Here is a 13,932-nt window from a genome sequence, read left to right as displayed (position 1 = left end):
ATGAAGTTAATATTGCCCGACCAGTTCTGAATCTCTAGCGCTCCGGAAACTTGACCATTGTCACCCTTGCTGATTCCGTATGATCGCATGATCGCATCACTAGCTTTCTGCGACGCCTGATCATCCATTCCCGCTTCAAGCAGTGAGGCCGCGTCATTGAGCATCTGCCTCGCTTGCGGGTCGATGGTCACCACTCCGACATTTCGTGATCCCGCGGGCTTCTGGACACTCTTGCTCTGTACGGCCACTTTTCCCACGGCCGCAACCTTCGCCGATCGCATTTGGTCGGCCGCAATCTTTCGGGCGGCTCGTTTGTCGTTGCGTACCGCGTTTCGTCGGCCGCCTCGCTCCGTCGGGGCCTGACTGCCCGCTAGCCACTTCTGCGCGGTTCTCCGGCTTACCCCGTATGCGGTCATCAGGTACGCGGATGCTGCACCCTTGCCTGGGTGGGCGCGCTTGACCGCCTCGATGGACTCCCGCCAGTTTCGGGCGCGACCCGCACTTTCCCGCGACTCTCCGAAATTCACTGCCCGGCCTCTCTTGATTCGTGGGCGTTCTTGATGGCCCTATTGAGCATGTCTGGGCTGCCGGTGGCGTGCCCCTCGATAATCGTGGCGTTCACTTCCGCCCATCGGTCAAGCTTCCATTTTCCGAGCTTTCGGGGGGTGTCATTGTCGGGCGTCCACACAGTCATGCCCTTCGGCGTTGCCAGGCCGGAATCCGACAGGAACCACGCCGAATCCCGACGCATCCCCATTGCGGAGTGACCATTCCTTTCTGCCTGTTCTAGCGACACCAGGGCGCGCACCCACGATTCCGCGATGATGTGATCAGACCAATCTCGCCGCATTGTTCGCGTACTGTTCTTGTCGCTGCGCATCCACCCACCTATGAACGTGGCATACATGGACTTGAGCACCTTAAACGCCACCCGCCCCGGCTCATCGGTGCGGTTGCACAGCGCGTACCACGCGGTACGAAACAGCTTCGCCCACATCGCCAGGTGCGGCCGGTGATTGCCGGCCGTCCAGATCACGGCATCTTCCGCATCGATCTCCACACCCCGGCGAGTTAGGAAATCCACGTACGGCATCGGGAGCACCTTTCCGGCATCCAACCGACCCGACCACGCGGGGTGTTGGAACTCGGCCGCCTGGGCCAGGCGCACGTACCCCGGGGCCTTGGTCAGCCCAGTCAGTGACCGGGGTTGACTCAGCCGAACCGGCGACCCGGTGCCCAGCGTGATCGGGGCAGCCGCGAGGAATTGACCGAACACATCCAGTCCGATCACGGTCTGCTCAAGCTGTGGCACCTGGCGGCTGTCGACGAAATCAAGGTGAAGGACAGTGCTCTCGGCCAGCTCGGCCAGCTCCGGCAGCTCAATCTCTGCCGCAGCCTCCCCTCGCCTCTGAGCACCCCGCCTTCCGTCCAACCAGGCCAGAGCAGACACGGCGGTGTCCCCGGCCCATCCGGTCCACCGCAGACCTTCGGTCGCCTCATGCCATACAGCCAGGCTGTCCGTCGACATCGCCGGCGAGACAGTTACACCCTCGCTGCCGTCTGGGTCGAGTGCACGTAACACTGCTCGCGTCCAGTCGGCCAGCTCTTCGGGGGTGCCTACCGTGACTGACCCATTATCCCGCCTAGCGGGCCGCTGAGGCACGTTTACCCCCTGGCGGGTACCTCCGGGTACCTCGGGGGCGCTCGCGGCTTCTCGGGCGGTCTGAGGGGTTGCGGGTGGTCCGAGGCAGACGTGCTCCCGGACAGTTCCGCATGCGGTTACCCCCCACACCTGCTCACCACAGAGCACGCATCGCCCCGGATGGTCGGTGACGGTTGCGATGCCGCAGCTTGGTCCGGGCTGCCGGCACGCCGAGCACGGACCGGCTTCGTCGTGGCCATCCTCGCGCGCCTGTACGACTGTCTCCCCGGAAAGGTCGTTACGGTCGTTACCGCGCTGGTCAGGGGCCGTTACCGGGGTCGTTACCGGGGTCGTTACCGGGGTCGTTACCGGGCCTGTTGGGTCTGTGTCGACGTTGCTTGGGTGCACCCTGGCGAGCACGTAGCTTCGGACGGGCTTACCCCCGACCTTGACCAATCGCGCGAGATTTTTTCCGTCCCGCGCCGATAACAGGTCGCCTGACTTTCGTAGCTCTCGTAGAGCGATTCCAGCGTCATCGATTCCCGCAGGCTCTGCGATGGCGGCGAGTTTTGTAGTGATCACAGCGACATCACCCGGCAGCGAGTCGTTCGCGAGGTCCCACCCGAGTACGCGTGGCCCTTGTCGCCCCAATTCCACCGCGTCCGTGCACATTCGCTCGTACGCGGATCGAGTCGGGAACGATCCAGGGTCGGCCGCCATCGCCCCGGCCACGGCCATCAATAGCCGCTCGCCCGGGTCACTGCCCCGCTCGGCCAGCCCGGCCAACTGGTCGGCCAGCACCGGGTCGGCCCCGGCCGCCGCCGCGTCGGCCAGCTCGGGCACTCCGAACACGTCATCGAGTAGCCGCGCCCCGGCCACCCCGGTAGCGATGTGCTGGCCTAATCGCCGGCCCGGCCCCCCGTTCGGCATGTCGAGTTTCATGCATGCCTGACCGATCCACTCGGCGAACACTTCCGGCGGTAATGCCCTGGCGGCAATCGCCGCCAGGCCGTGACCGTGCCCCGCGTCGATTGCCTGATCGATCCCGTCCGCATGTTCCGCTGACAGGGTGAGCGCGCCCTGTAGCTCGACCACTCGGGCCGCGATGCCTTCATTCGGCACCCGCTCAACGATCGTTTCGTTGCCGGTCGAGATCAGGGCACCGTGCCAGCTACCCCGCGTCTCGCGTAGCCGACCCTCTCGGTCGGACACGTCCCGCGTGGCACCCTCCATTGCCCGGAAGATGACCGACTCAATGTCGGTGACGCGAAACTTCGCCGCCCCTAGCTCGTCACGAAACCCGGTTAGACACGCCATGTCTCGCAACCAGGCACCGAGCCCGTTGGCGGTCACGTCCCACCGCTTGACGATGTACTGCGGGTCGCCGAATACAGCGGCCGCCGCCCGCGCGGTGGTGGTCTTGCCCGCGCTTGACCGCCCGGCCAGGTGCACGGTGAACGACTGTCGGCCGAGCGGGGCCACGTACAGCCCGCCTACCGCGCATCCGACAACGAGGGCCATGCGCGGCGATCGGGCTACCTCGCGCAGCAACGCGCGGAACTCTCCCCGGCTACCCGCGGTCACCCCGTATCCCGCCGGCATCACGTCATTCGGCGGCAGGACCAGTGCTTTACCCTCCCATCGGGGATGTAGAGGTGTGAGCGGCAACCGGGCCGCTTGGTCATCGACGATGTTTGTTAGCGCATCCCGCGCGTCTCGCCCGGCCACCCCGGCGGCACCGGGGAACCTGTCGGACCACACCGACCCGTCGGCGACATCGCGTGTGGACACGGTGGCGGTCACCCCGCCTACCTCAATAGTCACTCGCCTACTGGTTACCTCGCCCCGGGGCGAGTAGGTGACCAGGTGTCGGGTGACTATGGGGCACCAGCGCAACAGCGGCTTGTCTTCGCGCCACACCCCTACCCCCGGGGTGTAGCGCAAAAGGGCCGAGCTGCCTGGCACCCACCGGTCGCCCGGCAGCGCACTCGACCCCGGCAGGGCAAGGACGTCGGCCTCTCGGCCGACAGGGCCGGCATTTCTGCCGTTGTCCGTGGTTCGCTGGCGCGGCGCGGCGGCAGTCATTTCTGCCGCCCTTGATCGCGTGCGTGCGCGCAGCGTCGGTTATCGTGTTGCACAGTCGTACCTCTTCCGCGAGAGATGGTTTCGGCGAGATCGGGTCGGACGTTGGCGCGTCCGGCCCGAAGCCTTTTTGCAGCTCACACCATGACGTGACCTTTGATCGGGGCCGAATGCATGGCCCGGCTCGGCCTCATGGTGCGCAGTGCGTGCGGCTCGGCCGCACGTTTTCGATAGGACATGGCACCCCGGCCCGGGGTCGAGTCAAGCGCGGTCACGGTGTCTGTCCCGGCCAACTCGGCTAGGGCATACCGCACCACCGCCGACACCGGGGCATCGGCCGGCAGTCCGGCGCGTTTGCGTGCTTGCTCGACCGTCGCCAGGTCGAGCCGGAGACTGCGCCGCTCTCGCTGCATCGGGGACCCCTTTCGTCGCCTGATAGGCGGTGATCATTCTCCGGTGGGTTGTGCCTGTCCACCGCGCCACGCCGCTGTTAGTTGGTCGCTCGTGTCCGGTTGCCTGCCCGATCCGCGTGCCTCCTGCTGTTGGTGGGCGTCCGTGAGAGAATCCTACTGTAAACCACAGTGTCCTACTAGACGCAACAGTAATCGACAGGTACCGTAGCTTGCGTTCCTACCCCGAGAGAGAGGCCACAGTGGCTTCCGAGAAGTACACCGCGATCACCGTTACGCCAGCCGCGCGTGAGGATCTGCGTCGGTTCGCCGCCGTGGCGACCGGTGCGCTTGGTCAGCGCGTGACGATGACCGATGCCCTACGCCTGGCGGCCCACATCGCTACAGCTCACCTGGCCGAAGACGTGGCCACCACCGCAACCGAGCTGGGGATTACCCGACCCACAGGGAAAGGCTGACCCATGGGATTGAGGAAACGAATCGCCGAAAAGATCGCGTACGAACGCGAGTCGATGAGGCTCGGCCGTGAGCACATGCGGAAGGTGAAAGAGGAGTCACCCGAGCTGTACGTCAAGGGCTATTGGCGGAAGACGCCGGAAGAGGCCGCCGCCGAGGTCAGGCGAGCCAAGCGCAAGAAGGGGGAATGACCATGAGACTGTTTCGCCGAACACCTCACCCGCCAACCCCGCCGGTGGACCCTGAGGCCGCCGAGCGTGCCGCCGCCGCCGCCGAGCGTGCCGCCGCCGCCGACCTGGCCGCCGAACGGCACCGGGCGAAGCTTGCCGCTGCCAGGGCTAAGGCCGAGCGGGAGCGCCAGGCCGAAGCCGACCGTGCTGACCGAGAGCGCCGTCAAGAGGACCGGGACCGCCGAAGGGCTAAACGGTCCGCGATGGCGGATCGGCTACGGCCGGTGGCCCCGTTGCTGGTGGTAAATGCCGCCACCGTGTACGCGCAGGGTGCGTACGCCTACACCTCGGTTGCCCCGACTCTCTGGCCGACATTCGGCCGCCTCGCCCTGGCGATCACGTTTGCCGCGGCCCTCGAATCGGTAGCTCTGTACGTGCAATGGCACGCACACGATGCCCTACTACGTAAGGCGTACGGCACTGCCGCAAGGCTCCGGCGTGGCGCGTATTTGATTGCCGCCGCCATCGGCGCGATCAACCTGTCGCACTGGTGGGCCGACGCGCCGGCCGCTGGTGTCGGCTTCGGACTGCTGTCACTACTGTCACCGTTCCTCTGGGGACTGCACACCCGCCGTGTGCACAACGTGCGCCTTCTGGCAACCGACCGGGCGCGGGTAGACGACTGTGGTGTGGAGTTCTCCGCCCGCCGCCGCCGAGCCTTTCCCTGGCGCACCTGGCAGGCAGGACGCTGGGCGATCGATCACGGCGTAACCGAGCCGGCCGCCGCATGGGCCGGATACAACGCCGAGCGCGTTGAGCGCGCCGAAGCCAAGCGGGCCGAACGCGCCGAAGCCAAGCGGGCCGAGCGTCAGGTGGTCGAGGTCGATCGGGCCGAGCTAGCCGAGCTGTCTGAACTGGCCGAGCTTGCCGAGCTGGCCGACGCGCCAGTGTCCGGAGCCCCGGTCGACCTGGCGTCGGTGAGCAAAACCGCCGCCATCTATTACGCGCACGCCGCCCTTGGCGAGGTGCCAGCATCCCGAGTGGTCAGTTACCTGTCGGCCGCTGGGGTCAAGGTCAGTGAGTCGTTGGTTTATAAGGCTCGCCGCCAGGTGCCCGCCGAAAGTCCCCGCGTTACTCCGACGGAGGCGACCCCGGCCGCGTCCGTCAACGGAACCCGCCCCGAGCTGGCCACGTCGGCCGCCAACTAAGAAAGGAACCGGCCATGAACAACCTATCTATGACCATCGTGGGAAACCTCACCCGTGATCCTGATCTGCGGTTCACTCCGTCCGGCGCGGCGGTGGTCAAGTTCACCGTGGCACACACCCCCCGCAAGTTGAACCGGGAGTCTGGCAAGTGGGTCGACGGCGAACCGACCTTCCTTGACTGCATCGCTTGGCGGCAGCTCGCCGAAAACATTGCCGAGAGCCTGAGTCAGGGGCACCGGGTGATCGTGACCGGCACCGTGCGCACCGAACGGTGGGAGACGGACGGCCGCAACGGCGGCCCTGCCGGCGAAAAGCGCTCACGGATGGTGCTCGACGTGGATTCCGCCGGCCCCGAGCTGACATGGGCCAACGCCAAGATTAAGAAGATGCAGCGCAGCAATGCTGGCCCCTCTGATGACCCGTGGGCCATCGGATCTCGCGTTCGGCCCACCTCTCCGGCCGCCCCGGCCGGTACCAGCGGCGAAAACCCGCCGTTCTAAACGGCACCGGTCGCCAGGAGTTCGCACCTCCCGGCGACCGGCTCAGCCGCTCATGCGGCGCACAACCGGCACCGAACTTCCTCAAGAACGGACCCGATCATGTCGATCATCGCACGGACGACCATCCACCCCCGAGTGCAGGTCACCACCACCGCCCCGGGTAGCCCCGCTCTGATCGCCGCCCGCTGGGTCAGCGACCACCGCACCATCCTCGGATACGGCACCCTGACCGCCGGTGTCGAGGCCGCGATCCTTGCGGTCGGCTACACCACCGGCGGCCCCATCGTCGGCGCAGCACTGGGATCACTTCTGCCCGGCCTGGCAGCCGTAACAGGCACGGTGGCGATCGTTTCTCGCAAGTCTGTTGCTCGCCACGCGCAGATCACCTCAGACGACCACGGGAACGCCCGAAACGACTCTGCCTGACCGGCTTCACTGCGCGCCGGAGCCGAACCCCTTCGGCGCGCGGAGTGGCCAGTCAGGCCAGATGGCGAGGCTCCGCCACAGAAGCGGGGCCGATCGGGACGGGAGGTCCCCGCGATGGCACGCCAAAACCCCCCAACCTGCACCTGCAGGAACACCGGTCGCTGCGGCTACTGCCCATCGATTGCAATCACGGCCACCCGGGAGGCTCGACTTCCGGACAGTGACCCCGGCCGCCAGGCCGCCGAGCGAATCGAGCGGAGGCACCGGAATGCGCGCTGAGTACGCAGAAGGCGAGTACGTATACCTGGTGCCGACCTTGCCGAGCGCGCCGAGTGCCGCGTACCGACTACCTCTGTGCGAGATCCGCCGGGTAGCCGGCTACCGCGTAACCGTCATCGTGGACGGTGCCGAGATCGAAACCGATGAACGCAACATTCGGCGCACCTACCCCGACGTACGCCCCCGTGAGCCCCGTGCGCCGCTTCGGCCACCCATGCCGGACGGCTACGAAGAGGTCACCCTTTGGTGACAGAACGAGAGAGGATCATTCACATGCGAGACATCCGCCCCCTGGCCGCGATTGAGTCCGACCTGATCGCCACCACCGATCCGCAGCACCACGCCGAACTGCGCGCCGAGCTGGCGGCCGCGGGCATGCCCCAGCTCGCGGTGGAGCTGGGACGCATCGCGGCCGGTCCGGTAGATACCGGCCGATTGACAGACCCGACCGTCACCGTCGATACCGAGAGGTGATTCGCGCGGGGCCCGGCCGCGATTTGAACCCCGGGCCGGGCCCCGCTCTCCCGAGAACGAGAGGTACACATCATGTCTCACCGCATCACCGTTGTTCGTCGGCACACCATCCTTCGCCTGACGTATCGGTACGTGTCAGGTCGACCGATGGACGGCGAACCTCGCACCGACGCGACCTACCTTCGCCGCGGCACCGAGGTACTGCCGCCATTTCGCCGTGCCTCTCGCTGGATGCACCGGCCCGGGTGGCAGCGTCAGGCGTTTCGGCTCGGCACCCCGACCGGGGTCATGACGGTAGCTGTTAGCTACGCCACCGAGCCCGCCCTGACTCAGGCGGGAGCCGGCACCGTGGCCGGAGCCGTAGCCGTCCGCGCGGCCATACGGGGCCGACGCCGCATCAAGACCCGCCGATTCCGCCGGACCTATACCGAGCCCCTAGCCGTGGCCCTGGCCCCGGTGCTGCGCATCCCCGACCACACACGGGCCGAGCAGTGGCTCACCATCTCACCCGAGCTGGCCGGACTAGCCGCACGTCTGGTTACGCCGATGAGTCCGGCCGAAGCTGCCCTCCGTCGGTGGTACGGCGCGACCCTTGAGCCAGGGCTGCGCTATCTACCCGACCGACTGACGCGCCTAAGGTGGTGGGCCGGCGGCACCCGTCCGGCCCGACTAGTACGCCGCCGGCTCGGCTACTTTCGTCGCCCCCGCCCCGCCCGTCCTCCCCGGGTGGAGATTCAGGTCAGCGGGTACGTCACGCCCGAACTGCAAAAGACCGTGCGGCAAACCATCACCGCCAAGCTGCCGCTGGGTGATCTGGTCGAGTCATGGGATCAGGTCGGCACACACGCCGTGGGCATGTGGACCGTGCGCGAGCGACCCCCGCGCACGGTCGGGTTCGCCGACATCGAGCCCTACCTCGATGCACTTAAGGATGACGAGTTCCTGCTAGGGCTTCGCGCCGGTGGCAGGCCGTATGTGGTGAGTCTCAACAACGACTCCCCGCACATCGCCTGCTCTGCCGGCTCGGGTGCAGGCAAGAGCGTGCTCGCCATGCTCCTGGCGGTGCAGGTGCTCTCCCGGGGCGGCCGAGTGCTGATTCTCGACCGCAAGGGATCGCACCGTTGGGCACTTGGGCTACCGGGAGTCACCTACTGCACCGCCCCCGCCGACATGCACGCCGCCATTGTCGGCACCGCGGCCCTGGCCGATGAGCGCAACTCGGCAGCCCTGGCGCAACCGGAAGGATGGAACCCGGGCCCCCGAGTGCTCGTAATTTTTGAGGAAATGAACGCCACCGTTGCCCAACTCAAAGCGCACTGGGATGAGTCACGCGAGAAGTCCGACCCGAAGGTCTCCCCCGCCATCCAGGGATTCCGCAACATCATGTTTATGGGCCGGTCGGCCAAGGTGCACCTGTTCGGCGTGGCGCAAATGCTTACGGCAAACACCACCGGCGGCCCCGAATCACGTGAAAACTTTGGGATTCGCGCGCTCGCCCGATACACCGCTAACAACTGGAAAATGCTAGCGCCCGAATGCCCCATGCCCCGAAAATCAGGCACGCTCGGCCGGTGGCAACTCGTTGTTGCCGGCACCGCAACAGAGGTGCAGGTGGCATACCTGAACCCGAAGGAAGCGCGGGCTATAGCCATTACCGGCCGCCCCGTTGACCTTGAAAACACCCCCGGTGTCCCCGTGTCCCCGGTCTACGTTCACCCCAGGGATGATCAGGACAGTCTTCGATCAGTCTCGGAGACAGACCCCACCACCGGGGACACTCTCACCGACCCCCTGAACGAGTCGGTGACGCTGCGAGAGGCGGTCGAGCGGGGCATCGTTTCGGGTGAACTTGCCGCCGTTAAGAAACGCCTACAGCGAACCCGGAAAGACAGCCCCGAGTTTGCGCCCGCTCCGGTCGGGAAGCGGGGTCTGGCAGACATCTACAGGACCGGCGACCTGATTGAGTGGGCCGAAACTGTCAGCAAGCGAACCGAATTCAAAGACTGACTACTGATCGGGTGGCGCGCGGGTCCGGAGAAAGTAATACCCGCGTGCCACCTCTACCCCCAAAGATGAGGTGAGAAATGGACTTGACTACCTGGCATCGGGCACGGCACTTGATTGCCGAGCTGGACGCACTGGCAGACCGTGAACGGGCGGCCGGAATCGTTGACGAGAGTCCCGAATATCTTGACCTGAATTCGCGCGTGAATGACGCCCTGGCCGTACTGCCGTGGTGGCAACGCCCCCGTTTTCCGATGATCCTGGCTAACACACTCGATCGCTCGTGACCTGACGCACCGTAGCGAAACCGGCCCGCCCCTTCCCCGTTCGGGGAGAGGCGGGCCGGTTGCTGTCGGCCGCCCGACACATCGACCCCCTTCCCCCGGCGTATGGAATCCCGTACGGTTGGTCGTACGAAAAACGATACGACGGGAGATCCGCGATGGACCTGCACACCCGCCCCGACGGTTCGGTACACCTGCACGTACCTGCCAACTACGCCCCCACTTTGGGTGCGGACGGGGCGATCCTTCTCGACTGGTTCAGCTCGGCCCTTATCGCGCTGGCACGTCTACGCGACGGCGACCCACAGATGTCCGCCGATGACTGGCACTGGCTGATCAACGATCTAGAGCATCGTCTTGCGCCCCGACTACAGGGCATTCGCGATGCCCTGATCCGCGCACATGCCGCCGCTGGGGGCTCCTACGGTGACTTGGCCCTAGCCATGGATGTATCTAAGGGCACCGCACAGTACCGCCGAGACAGGCTTGCCGCCGCGGCCCCGTCCAGTTGGGAAAGCTGGGCGCGCGGCACTCTTCCCGGCCACCCTGCATCCGCCACGTGGTCCGCACAGGTCACCGTGACCCGCAACGGCACCACCGACGACATCAACATCGACGGACTGACCGACCGGCAGGCTACCGAGCTGGAAACCCTCATCAGTCTCGACGACCACACCGTCACGGTTATCACCGCCGCCGGACGTATTCACACCTTCGCCTCTACCGAGGTGCAGATGGTGAGGGTCAGCCACACCGCCGCCCGCACCTTTCCCACGGCCGATCGCACCCGTGGTGAGGCGCACGCTGCCCTGTGCGCCACTGGCTGCCACGCCTATGTGGCCGGCGAGTGCCAGCACTGCGGCCACCCGCACTCCTGATTTCAGCCCCTAACGCGAGCGGCCCCGCTCGCCTGGCAGCAACTCGGGGCCGCTCGCACTCCTAGCAGAGGAGCACCCCCATCATGACTGCCGCCGCGTTTGCCGCCATCTTCGCCGCCCTGTACGCCGCTCACACCGTGGCGGACCACTGGGTACAGACACAGCATCAGGCCGACCACAAGGGGTGCGATCCACACCACGGCGGTACGGCACACCCGCACTGCACGGTGTGGCGCTCCCGATGGCACTGCACCGCACACGTTCTGACCTACACCGCAACCGCACTCAGTGCCGTACTCGTGGTTGCCTGGCAGTGCGGCATCGACCTTCGCCCCGGTCACCTTGTTCTGGCGCTGACCGTCTCGGCCGTGTCCCACTACATCGCCGACCGCCGCACTCCGTTGCGCTGGCTCGCCGACCGCACCGGGTCCGGCCGCTTCTACACCGTGGGTGCACCCCGCCCCGGCCGTGACGACAACCCGAGCATCGGCACCGGGGCGTACGCACTTGACCAGTCGTGGCACACGGGGTGGATTCTGGTCGCCGCCCTCATTGCGGTCTGACTACCCCCGTCGGGCATCCACCCCCGCCACCGGGTGCTCGCGCGGAGGTGGCCCGACCGGACCACCCCGACATGCAGGGAGTACGCCATGGGCAAGCGCAACGTAGCTAGCGGCAACGACCGGGTAGCGGTACAGGCCGGTGAGGTTCGGGGCAGGAAGAGCACCCAGAAGGCCGCCCCGCCGATCCCCGCCGAGAAGGTCGAAAGCAAGAGCGTTCGCCGCGGCAACGCCACCGTCGGCCGCCAGGTCGACGAGATCCGCGGTGGCCTCACCATTCGTTTCTGACCCCAGTAGAGAGGACACTCGCGATGAGCCGCACCTACACCGACCCGAGCGTCATCGACGGCATCGCCGCCGGAGAGCACTGGGCCGACCCAGAGATGGACCCGACCCGTATCGACTGGCCCGCCCGCCAGACCCGAGCCCTGATTCCGTTCCGCGTGGTCGACGGCCGCCCGGTCGCCCCGACCGCCCCGACCGGCGTCCGCTACGGCCGTAACGAGCTGGGCCACTGGGGCGAGCAGGTCTGTGCAGACGCGATCGTGCTTGCCACCGACGAGCACGGCCGCCGCTGGATCGCGATGGTCGAGCGCGCGGACGGCCACGGCTGGGCCATCCCCGGCGGGCACGTCGATCAGGGCGAGACGCCGGCCGCCGCCGCCGTGCGTGAGCTGGGCGAGGAAACCGGACTCCTGCTTTACCCCGAGGATGAGGTGACCTGGGACGAGCTGCCGGCCCGAGTGGTGCCCGATCCCCGGGCCTCGGATGAGGCGTGGATGGTAACCGTTCCCGCACTAGGTCAGCTCGGCCCACGACACCGGGCCGCGTTTCCGGTTCTGACCGGAGCCGATGACGCTCGCCGCGCCGAGTGGATACCGGCCGACACGTACGCCACCGCGGCTGACCATCTGGCCTCCACCTACACGGGCGCAGTGTTCGCCGCCCACCGCGAACTCCTGCTTGACCTACTCGGCTGACCGGATTTAATGATGCGATAGGACTGAATCGCACCCGTAGCCCGGATGGTTTGCCGCTCGGCAGACTACCCGGGCTACGGTGCTATTTACATAAAGTGGCCTTGATGTGAGTTCCACACCATTCGGGGATTACTGCCTTCGTGATCCGCCACCCATTGCGTTCTATCGTTTCCCATCTCCACTCGTGTGCTGAACCCGTTAAGGATACGGGCTCTCCTGATTTTCGGTTGGGGTCAAGGTTCCAAAAAACAGCACGCACATTTGCGATTACAGTTGCCCGCTTTTCGTCGTGATACTGCACTTCGTAAGCGCCCGTTTCTAGCTTGTTTGGCGTACGCGATCTCTCCATATCTGCGCGGATCTTTTCCCACTGGGAAAATTGGGCACCGTGTAGTCCATTGTCAAGGACTCGCGGGAGTCCGATCCGGTCCCCACTAACGAGCCGTCCTAGGTACATCTCTACCGCCGCTTCGGGCGCAATCTCACCCTGATCTGCATCTAGCGTAAGTCGGGCTGCCCATGACACGGGTAGCGCGATGATGCCTAGACACAGAGACAGGGCGAGAGCGCCAACTGTCCATGGCCAATGTCTTTTTTGCTGCTGTGGTCGTGTTGATCTCCCCATAAATGACAGCGTAGATCATCTATGCATCGTCACAGTACCCCGCTTATGTCACATCAGGCACGTAGTCTGGGTGCCATGACCCTTGCTGACTCGATCAATTGGAACGCCGGAGACTTTCATCAATGGGTACGCCCGGTCGGCCCGGAGTGTCCCGGGTGTGAGTGCTGCTCGGCCGTGCTGTGTACCACCGCAGCCGCCCGGGGACTACCCTGCGCGACCGTGGGCGCGTCCGCTGACTTCAACCTTGACCGATGCCCGTGTGCAGCCCTGGCGGCAGCTCGTCGGCTCCTTGCTCACGTGCCCGCGCTCGACCCGTCCCATCCGGACAACGAGGGCCGATGGGATCGGGCGACCACAGAGCAGCGCTACGGCTACCGCAACGGCATTGTTGTGTCTGCCGCTCAGCACCTGGCCGTGGCAGGAGTGCCAGTGGGCGTCACCCGCGACCCGAGTGACCCGCATCCCATCGTGCTGACCATCGAGCTACCCGGGGTCGGCCAAGTGACCTGGCACTTACCCGACAGCCCGGACGACTACCATCTACCCCCGGCCGCCCTATGGGACGGCCATGACGTCTGCACCAAATATGCTCGCCTGGCCGCATGGCTCGATGTCGAAAAGGTGACCTCATGATCTACGTGAATTACGGGGACGATTTTGTGGAGCCCACGCTCGAAGAGGAGTGGGCGGACCGAATGGATGCTGCCGACCGCGCAACCAGAGCCGAAGATCAAAATCAGTGTCTAGAGTGTAATGGCCAGGGGACCTTCTCATTCAAAAAACATTATCTATACGTTGCCCGGAAGTCCTTGTAGCGTAAGGGCTTCCATTATGGATGATTTGTAAAATCCTTAGACCATAAGGGTTTTAAGGGCTGCCGCAATGCGATTTCCCTGTACCACAAATGGTTTTTCGCCGCCGGAGGCGCGCGAGCAGCCGCCCGGAGGGCAGGCG

At 65.7% G+C, this 13,932-nt stretch carries 17 protein-coding genes; 14 read left to right on the top strand and 3 right to left on the bottom strand.

Features of this window, described 5'->3' with window-relative positions:
• From SALPAC4_RS28770 to SALPAC4_RS0124935, 3 genes are all read right to left on the bottom strand, one after another.
• A partial coding sequence (locus SALPAC4_RS28770) for a hypothetical protein (RefSeq protein ID WP_223874882.1) occupies positions 1-191 on the bottom strand: 191 nt, incomplete at its 3' end.
• Between the two features lie 332 nt (positions 192-523).
• On the bottom strand, positions 524-3,466 hold the full coding sequence (locus SALPAC4_RS0124940; protein ID WP_223874881.1) for a DUF927 domain-containing protein: 2,943 nt from the start codon (positions 3,464-3,466) through the stop codon (positions 524-526).
• A gap of 395 nt (positions 3,467-3,861) precedes the next feature.
• Positions 3,862-4,137: a hypothetical protein gene (locus tag SALPAC4_RS0124935; RefSeq protein WP_019872729.1), complete on the bottom strand. Its 276-nt coding sequence runs from the start codon at positions 4,135-4,137 to the stop codon at positions 3,862-3,864.
• 239 nt (positions 4,138-4,376) lie between these two features.
• Between SALPAC4_RS0124935 and SALPAC4_RS0124930 the strand changes: the two genes are divergently transcribed.
• From SALPAC4_RS0124930 to SALPAC4_RS0124865, 14 genes are all read left to right on the top strand, one after another.
• Positions 4,377-4,592 carry a hypothetical protein gene (locus SALPAC4_RS0124930; RefSeq protein ID WP_019872728.1) on the top strand — a complete coding sequence of 72 codons (216 nt, stop codon included), beginning with the start codon at positions 4,377-4,379 and terminating at the stop codon, positions 4,590-4,592.
• A 3-nt stretch (positions 4,593-4,595) separates the two neighbouring features.
• Positions 4,596-4,781: a hypothetical protein gene (locus tag SALPAC4_RS0124925; RefSeq protein WP_019872727.1), complete on the top strand. Its 186-nt coding sequence runs from the start codon at positions 4,596-4,598 to the stop codon at positions 4,779-4,781.
• Positions 4,778-5,968: a hypothetical protein gene (locus SALPAC4_RS0124920; protein WP_223874880.1), complete on the top strand. Its 1,191-nt coding sequence runs from the start codon at positions 4,778-4,780 to the stop codon at positions 5,966-5,968. The genes SALPAC4_RS0124925 and SALPAC4_RS0124920 overlap by 4 nt, the downstream gene beginning before the upstream one ends.
• A gap of 14 nt (positions 5,969-5,982) precedes the next feature.
• A complete protein-coding gene (ssb, locus tag SALPAC4_RS0124915) occupies positions 5,983-6,468 on the top strand; it encodes a single-stranded DNA-binding protein (RefSeq protein ID WP_019872725.1) in 486 nt (161 codons plus the stop codon).
• A gap of 99 nt (positions 6,469-6,567) precedes the next feature.
• On the top strand, positions 6,568-6,894 hold the full coding sequence (locus SALPAC4_RS0124910) for a hypothetical protein (protein ID WP_019872724.1): 327 nt from the start codon (positions 6,568-6,570) through the stop codon (positions 6,892-6,894).
• A 268-nt stretch (positions 6,895-7,162) separates the two neighbouring features.
• Positions 7,163-7,423 carry a hypothetical protein gene (locus SALPAC4_RS0124905; RefSeq protein WP_019872723.1) on the top strand — a complete coding sequence of 87 codons (261 nt, stop codon included), beginning with the start codon at positions 7,163-7,165 and terminating at the stop codon, positions 7,421-7,423.
• 23 nt (positions 7,424-7,446) lie between these two features.
• Positions 7,447-7,647, top strand: a complete 201-nt coding sequence (locus tag SALPAC4_RS0124900) for a hypothetical protein (RefSeq protein WP_019872722.1) — start codon at positions 7,447-7,449, stop codon at positions 7,645-7,647.
• 72 nt (positions 7,648-7,719) lie between these two features.
• A complete protein-coding gene (locus tag SALPAC4_RS0124895) occupies positions 7,720-9,654 on the top strand; it encodes a type IV secretory system conjugative DNA transfer family protein (RefSeq protein ID WP_223874879.1) in 1,935 nt (644 codons plus the stop codon).
• 77 nt (positions 9,655-9,731) lie between these two features.
• A complete protein-coding gene (locus tag SALPAC4_RS0124890) occupies positions 9,732-9,938 on the top strand; it encodes a hypothetical protein (protein ID WP_029126522.1) in 207 nt (68 codons plus the stop codon).
• Between the two features lie 155 nt (positions 9,939-10,093).
• The gene (locus SALPAC4_RS0124885; protein WP_019872720.1) at positions 10,094-10,813 is read left to right on the top strand and encodes a hypothetical protein; all 720 of its coding nucleotides are present in this window, start codon (positions 10,094-10,096) and stop codon (positions 10,811-10,813) included.
• A gap of 83 nt (positions 10,814-10,896) precedes the next feature.
• Positions 10,897-11,376, top strand: a complete 480-nt coding sequence (locus SALPAC4_RS0124880; RefSeq protein WP_019872719.1) for a DUF3307 domain-containing protein — start codon at positions 10,897-10,899, stop codon at positions 11,374-11,376.
• 87 nt (positions 11,377-11,463) lie between these two features.
• Positions 11,464-11,661, top strand: coding sequence for a hypothetical protein (locus SALPAC4_RS0124875; protein WP_019872718.1), 198 nt, complete (start codon positions 11,464-11,466; stop codon positions 11,659-11,661).
• A 23-nt stretch (positions 11,662-11,684) separates the two neighbouring features.
• Positions 11,685-12,353, top strand: a complete 669-nt coding sequence (locus SALPAC4_RS0124870; RefSeq protein ID WP_019872717.1) for an NUDIX domain-containing protein — start codon at positions 11,685-11,687, stop codon at positions 12,351-12,353.
• A gap of 922 nt (positions 12,354-13,275) precedes the next feature.
• Positions 13,276-13,611 carry a hypothetical protein gene (locus SALPAC4_RS0124865; RefSeq protein WP_019872716.1) on the top strand — a complete coding sequence of 112 codons (336 nt, stop codon included), beginning with the start codon at positions 13,276-13,278 and terminating at the stop codon, positions 13,609-13,611.
• Positions 13,612-13,932 lie beyond the last annotated feature (321 nt).

It is taken from the genome of Salinispora oceanensis (assembly GCF_000383575.1).
Lineage (GTDB): Bacteria > Actinomycetota > Actinomycetes > Mycobacteriales > Micromonosporaceae > Micromonospora > Micromonospora oceanensis.
This window is presented reverse-complemented; position numbering and strand designations above follow the sequence as displayed.

Coding starts and splice junctions, on each gene's coding strand:
- SALPAC4_RS0124900 (WP_019872722.1), top strand. CDS start 7,447: ATGCGAGACATCCGCCCCCTGGCCGCGATTGAGTCCGACCTGATCGCC.
- SALPAC4_RS0124920 (WP_223874880.1), top strand. CDS start 4,778: ATGACCATGAGACTGTTTCGCCGAACACCTCACCCGCCAACCCCGCCG.
- SALPAC4_RS0124885 (WP_019872720.1), top strand. CDS start 10,094: ATGGACCTGCACACCCGCCCCGACGGTTCGGTACACCTGCACGTACCT.
- SALPAC4_RS0124895 (WP_223874879.1), top strand. CDS start 7,720: ATGTCTCACCGCATCACCGTTGTTCGTCGGCACACCATCCTTCGCCTG.
- SALPAC4_RS0124910 (WP_019872724.1), top strand. CDS start 6,568: ATGTCGATCATCGCACGGACGACCATCCACCCCCGAGTGCAGGTCACC.
- SALPAC4_RS0124880 (WP_019872719.1), top strand. CDS start 10,897: ATGACTGCCGCCGCGTTTGCCGCCATCTTCGCCGCCCTGTACGCCGCT.
- SALPAC4_RS0124935 (WP_019872729.1), bottom strand. CDS start 4,137: ATGCAGCGAGAGCGGCGCAGTCTCCGGCTCGACCTGGCGACGGTCGAG.
- SALPAC4_RS0124905 (WP_019872723.1), top strand. CDS start 7,163: ATGCGCGCTGAGTACGCAGAAGGCGAGTACGTATACCTGGTGCCGACC.
- SALPAC4_RS0124875 (WP_019872718.1), top strand. CDS start 11,464: ATGGGCAAGCGCAACGTAGCTAGCGGCAACGACCGGGTAGCGGTACAG.
- SALPAC4_RS0124925 (WP_019872727.1), top strand. CDS start 4,596: ATGGGATTGAGGAAACGAATCGCCGAAAAGATCGCGTACGAACGCGAG.
- SALPAC4_RS0124870 (WP_019872717.1), top strand. CDS start 11,685: ATGAGCCGCACCTACACCGACCCGAGCGTCATCGACGGCATCGCCGCC.
- ssb (WP_019872725.1), top strand. CDS start 5,983: ATGAACAACCTATCTATGACCATCGTGGGAAACCTCACCCGTGATCCT.
- SALPAC4_RS0124890 (WP_029126522.1), top strand. CDS start 9,732: ATGGACTTGACTACCTGGCATCGGGCACGGCACTTGATTGCCGAGCTG.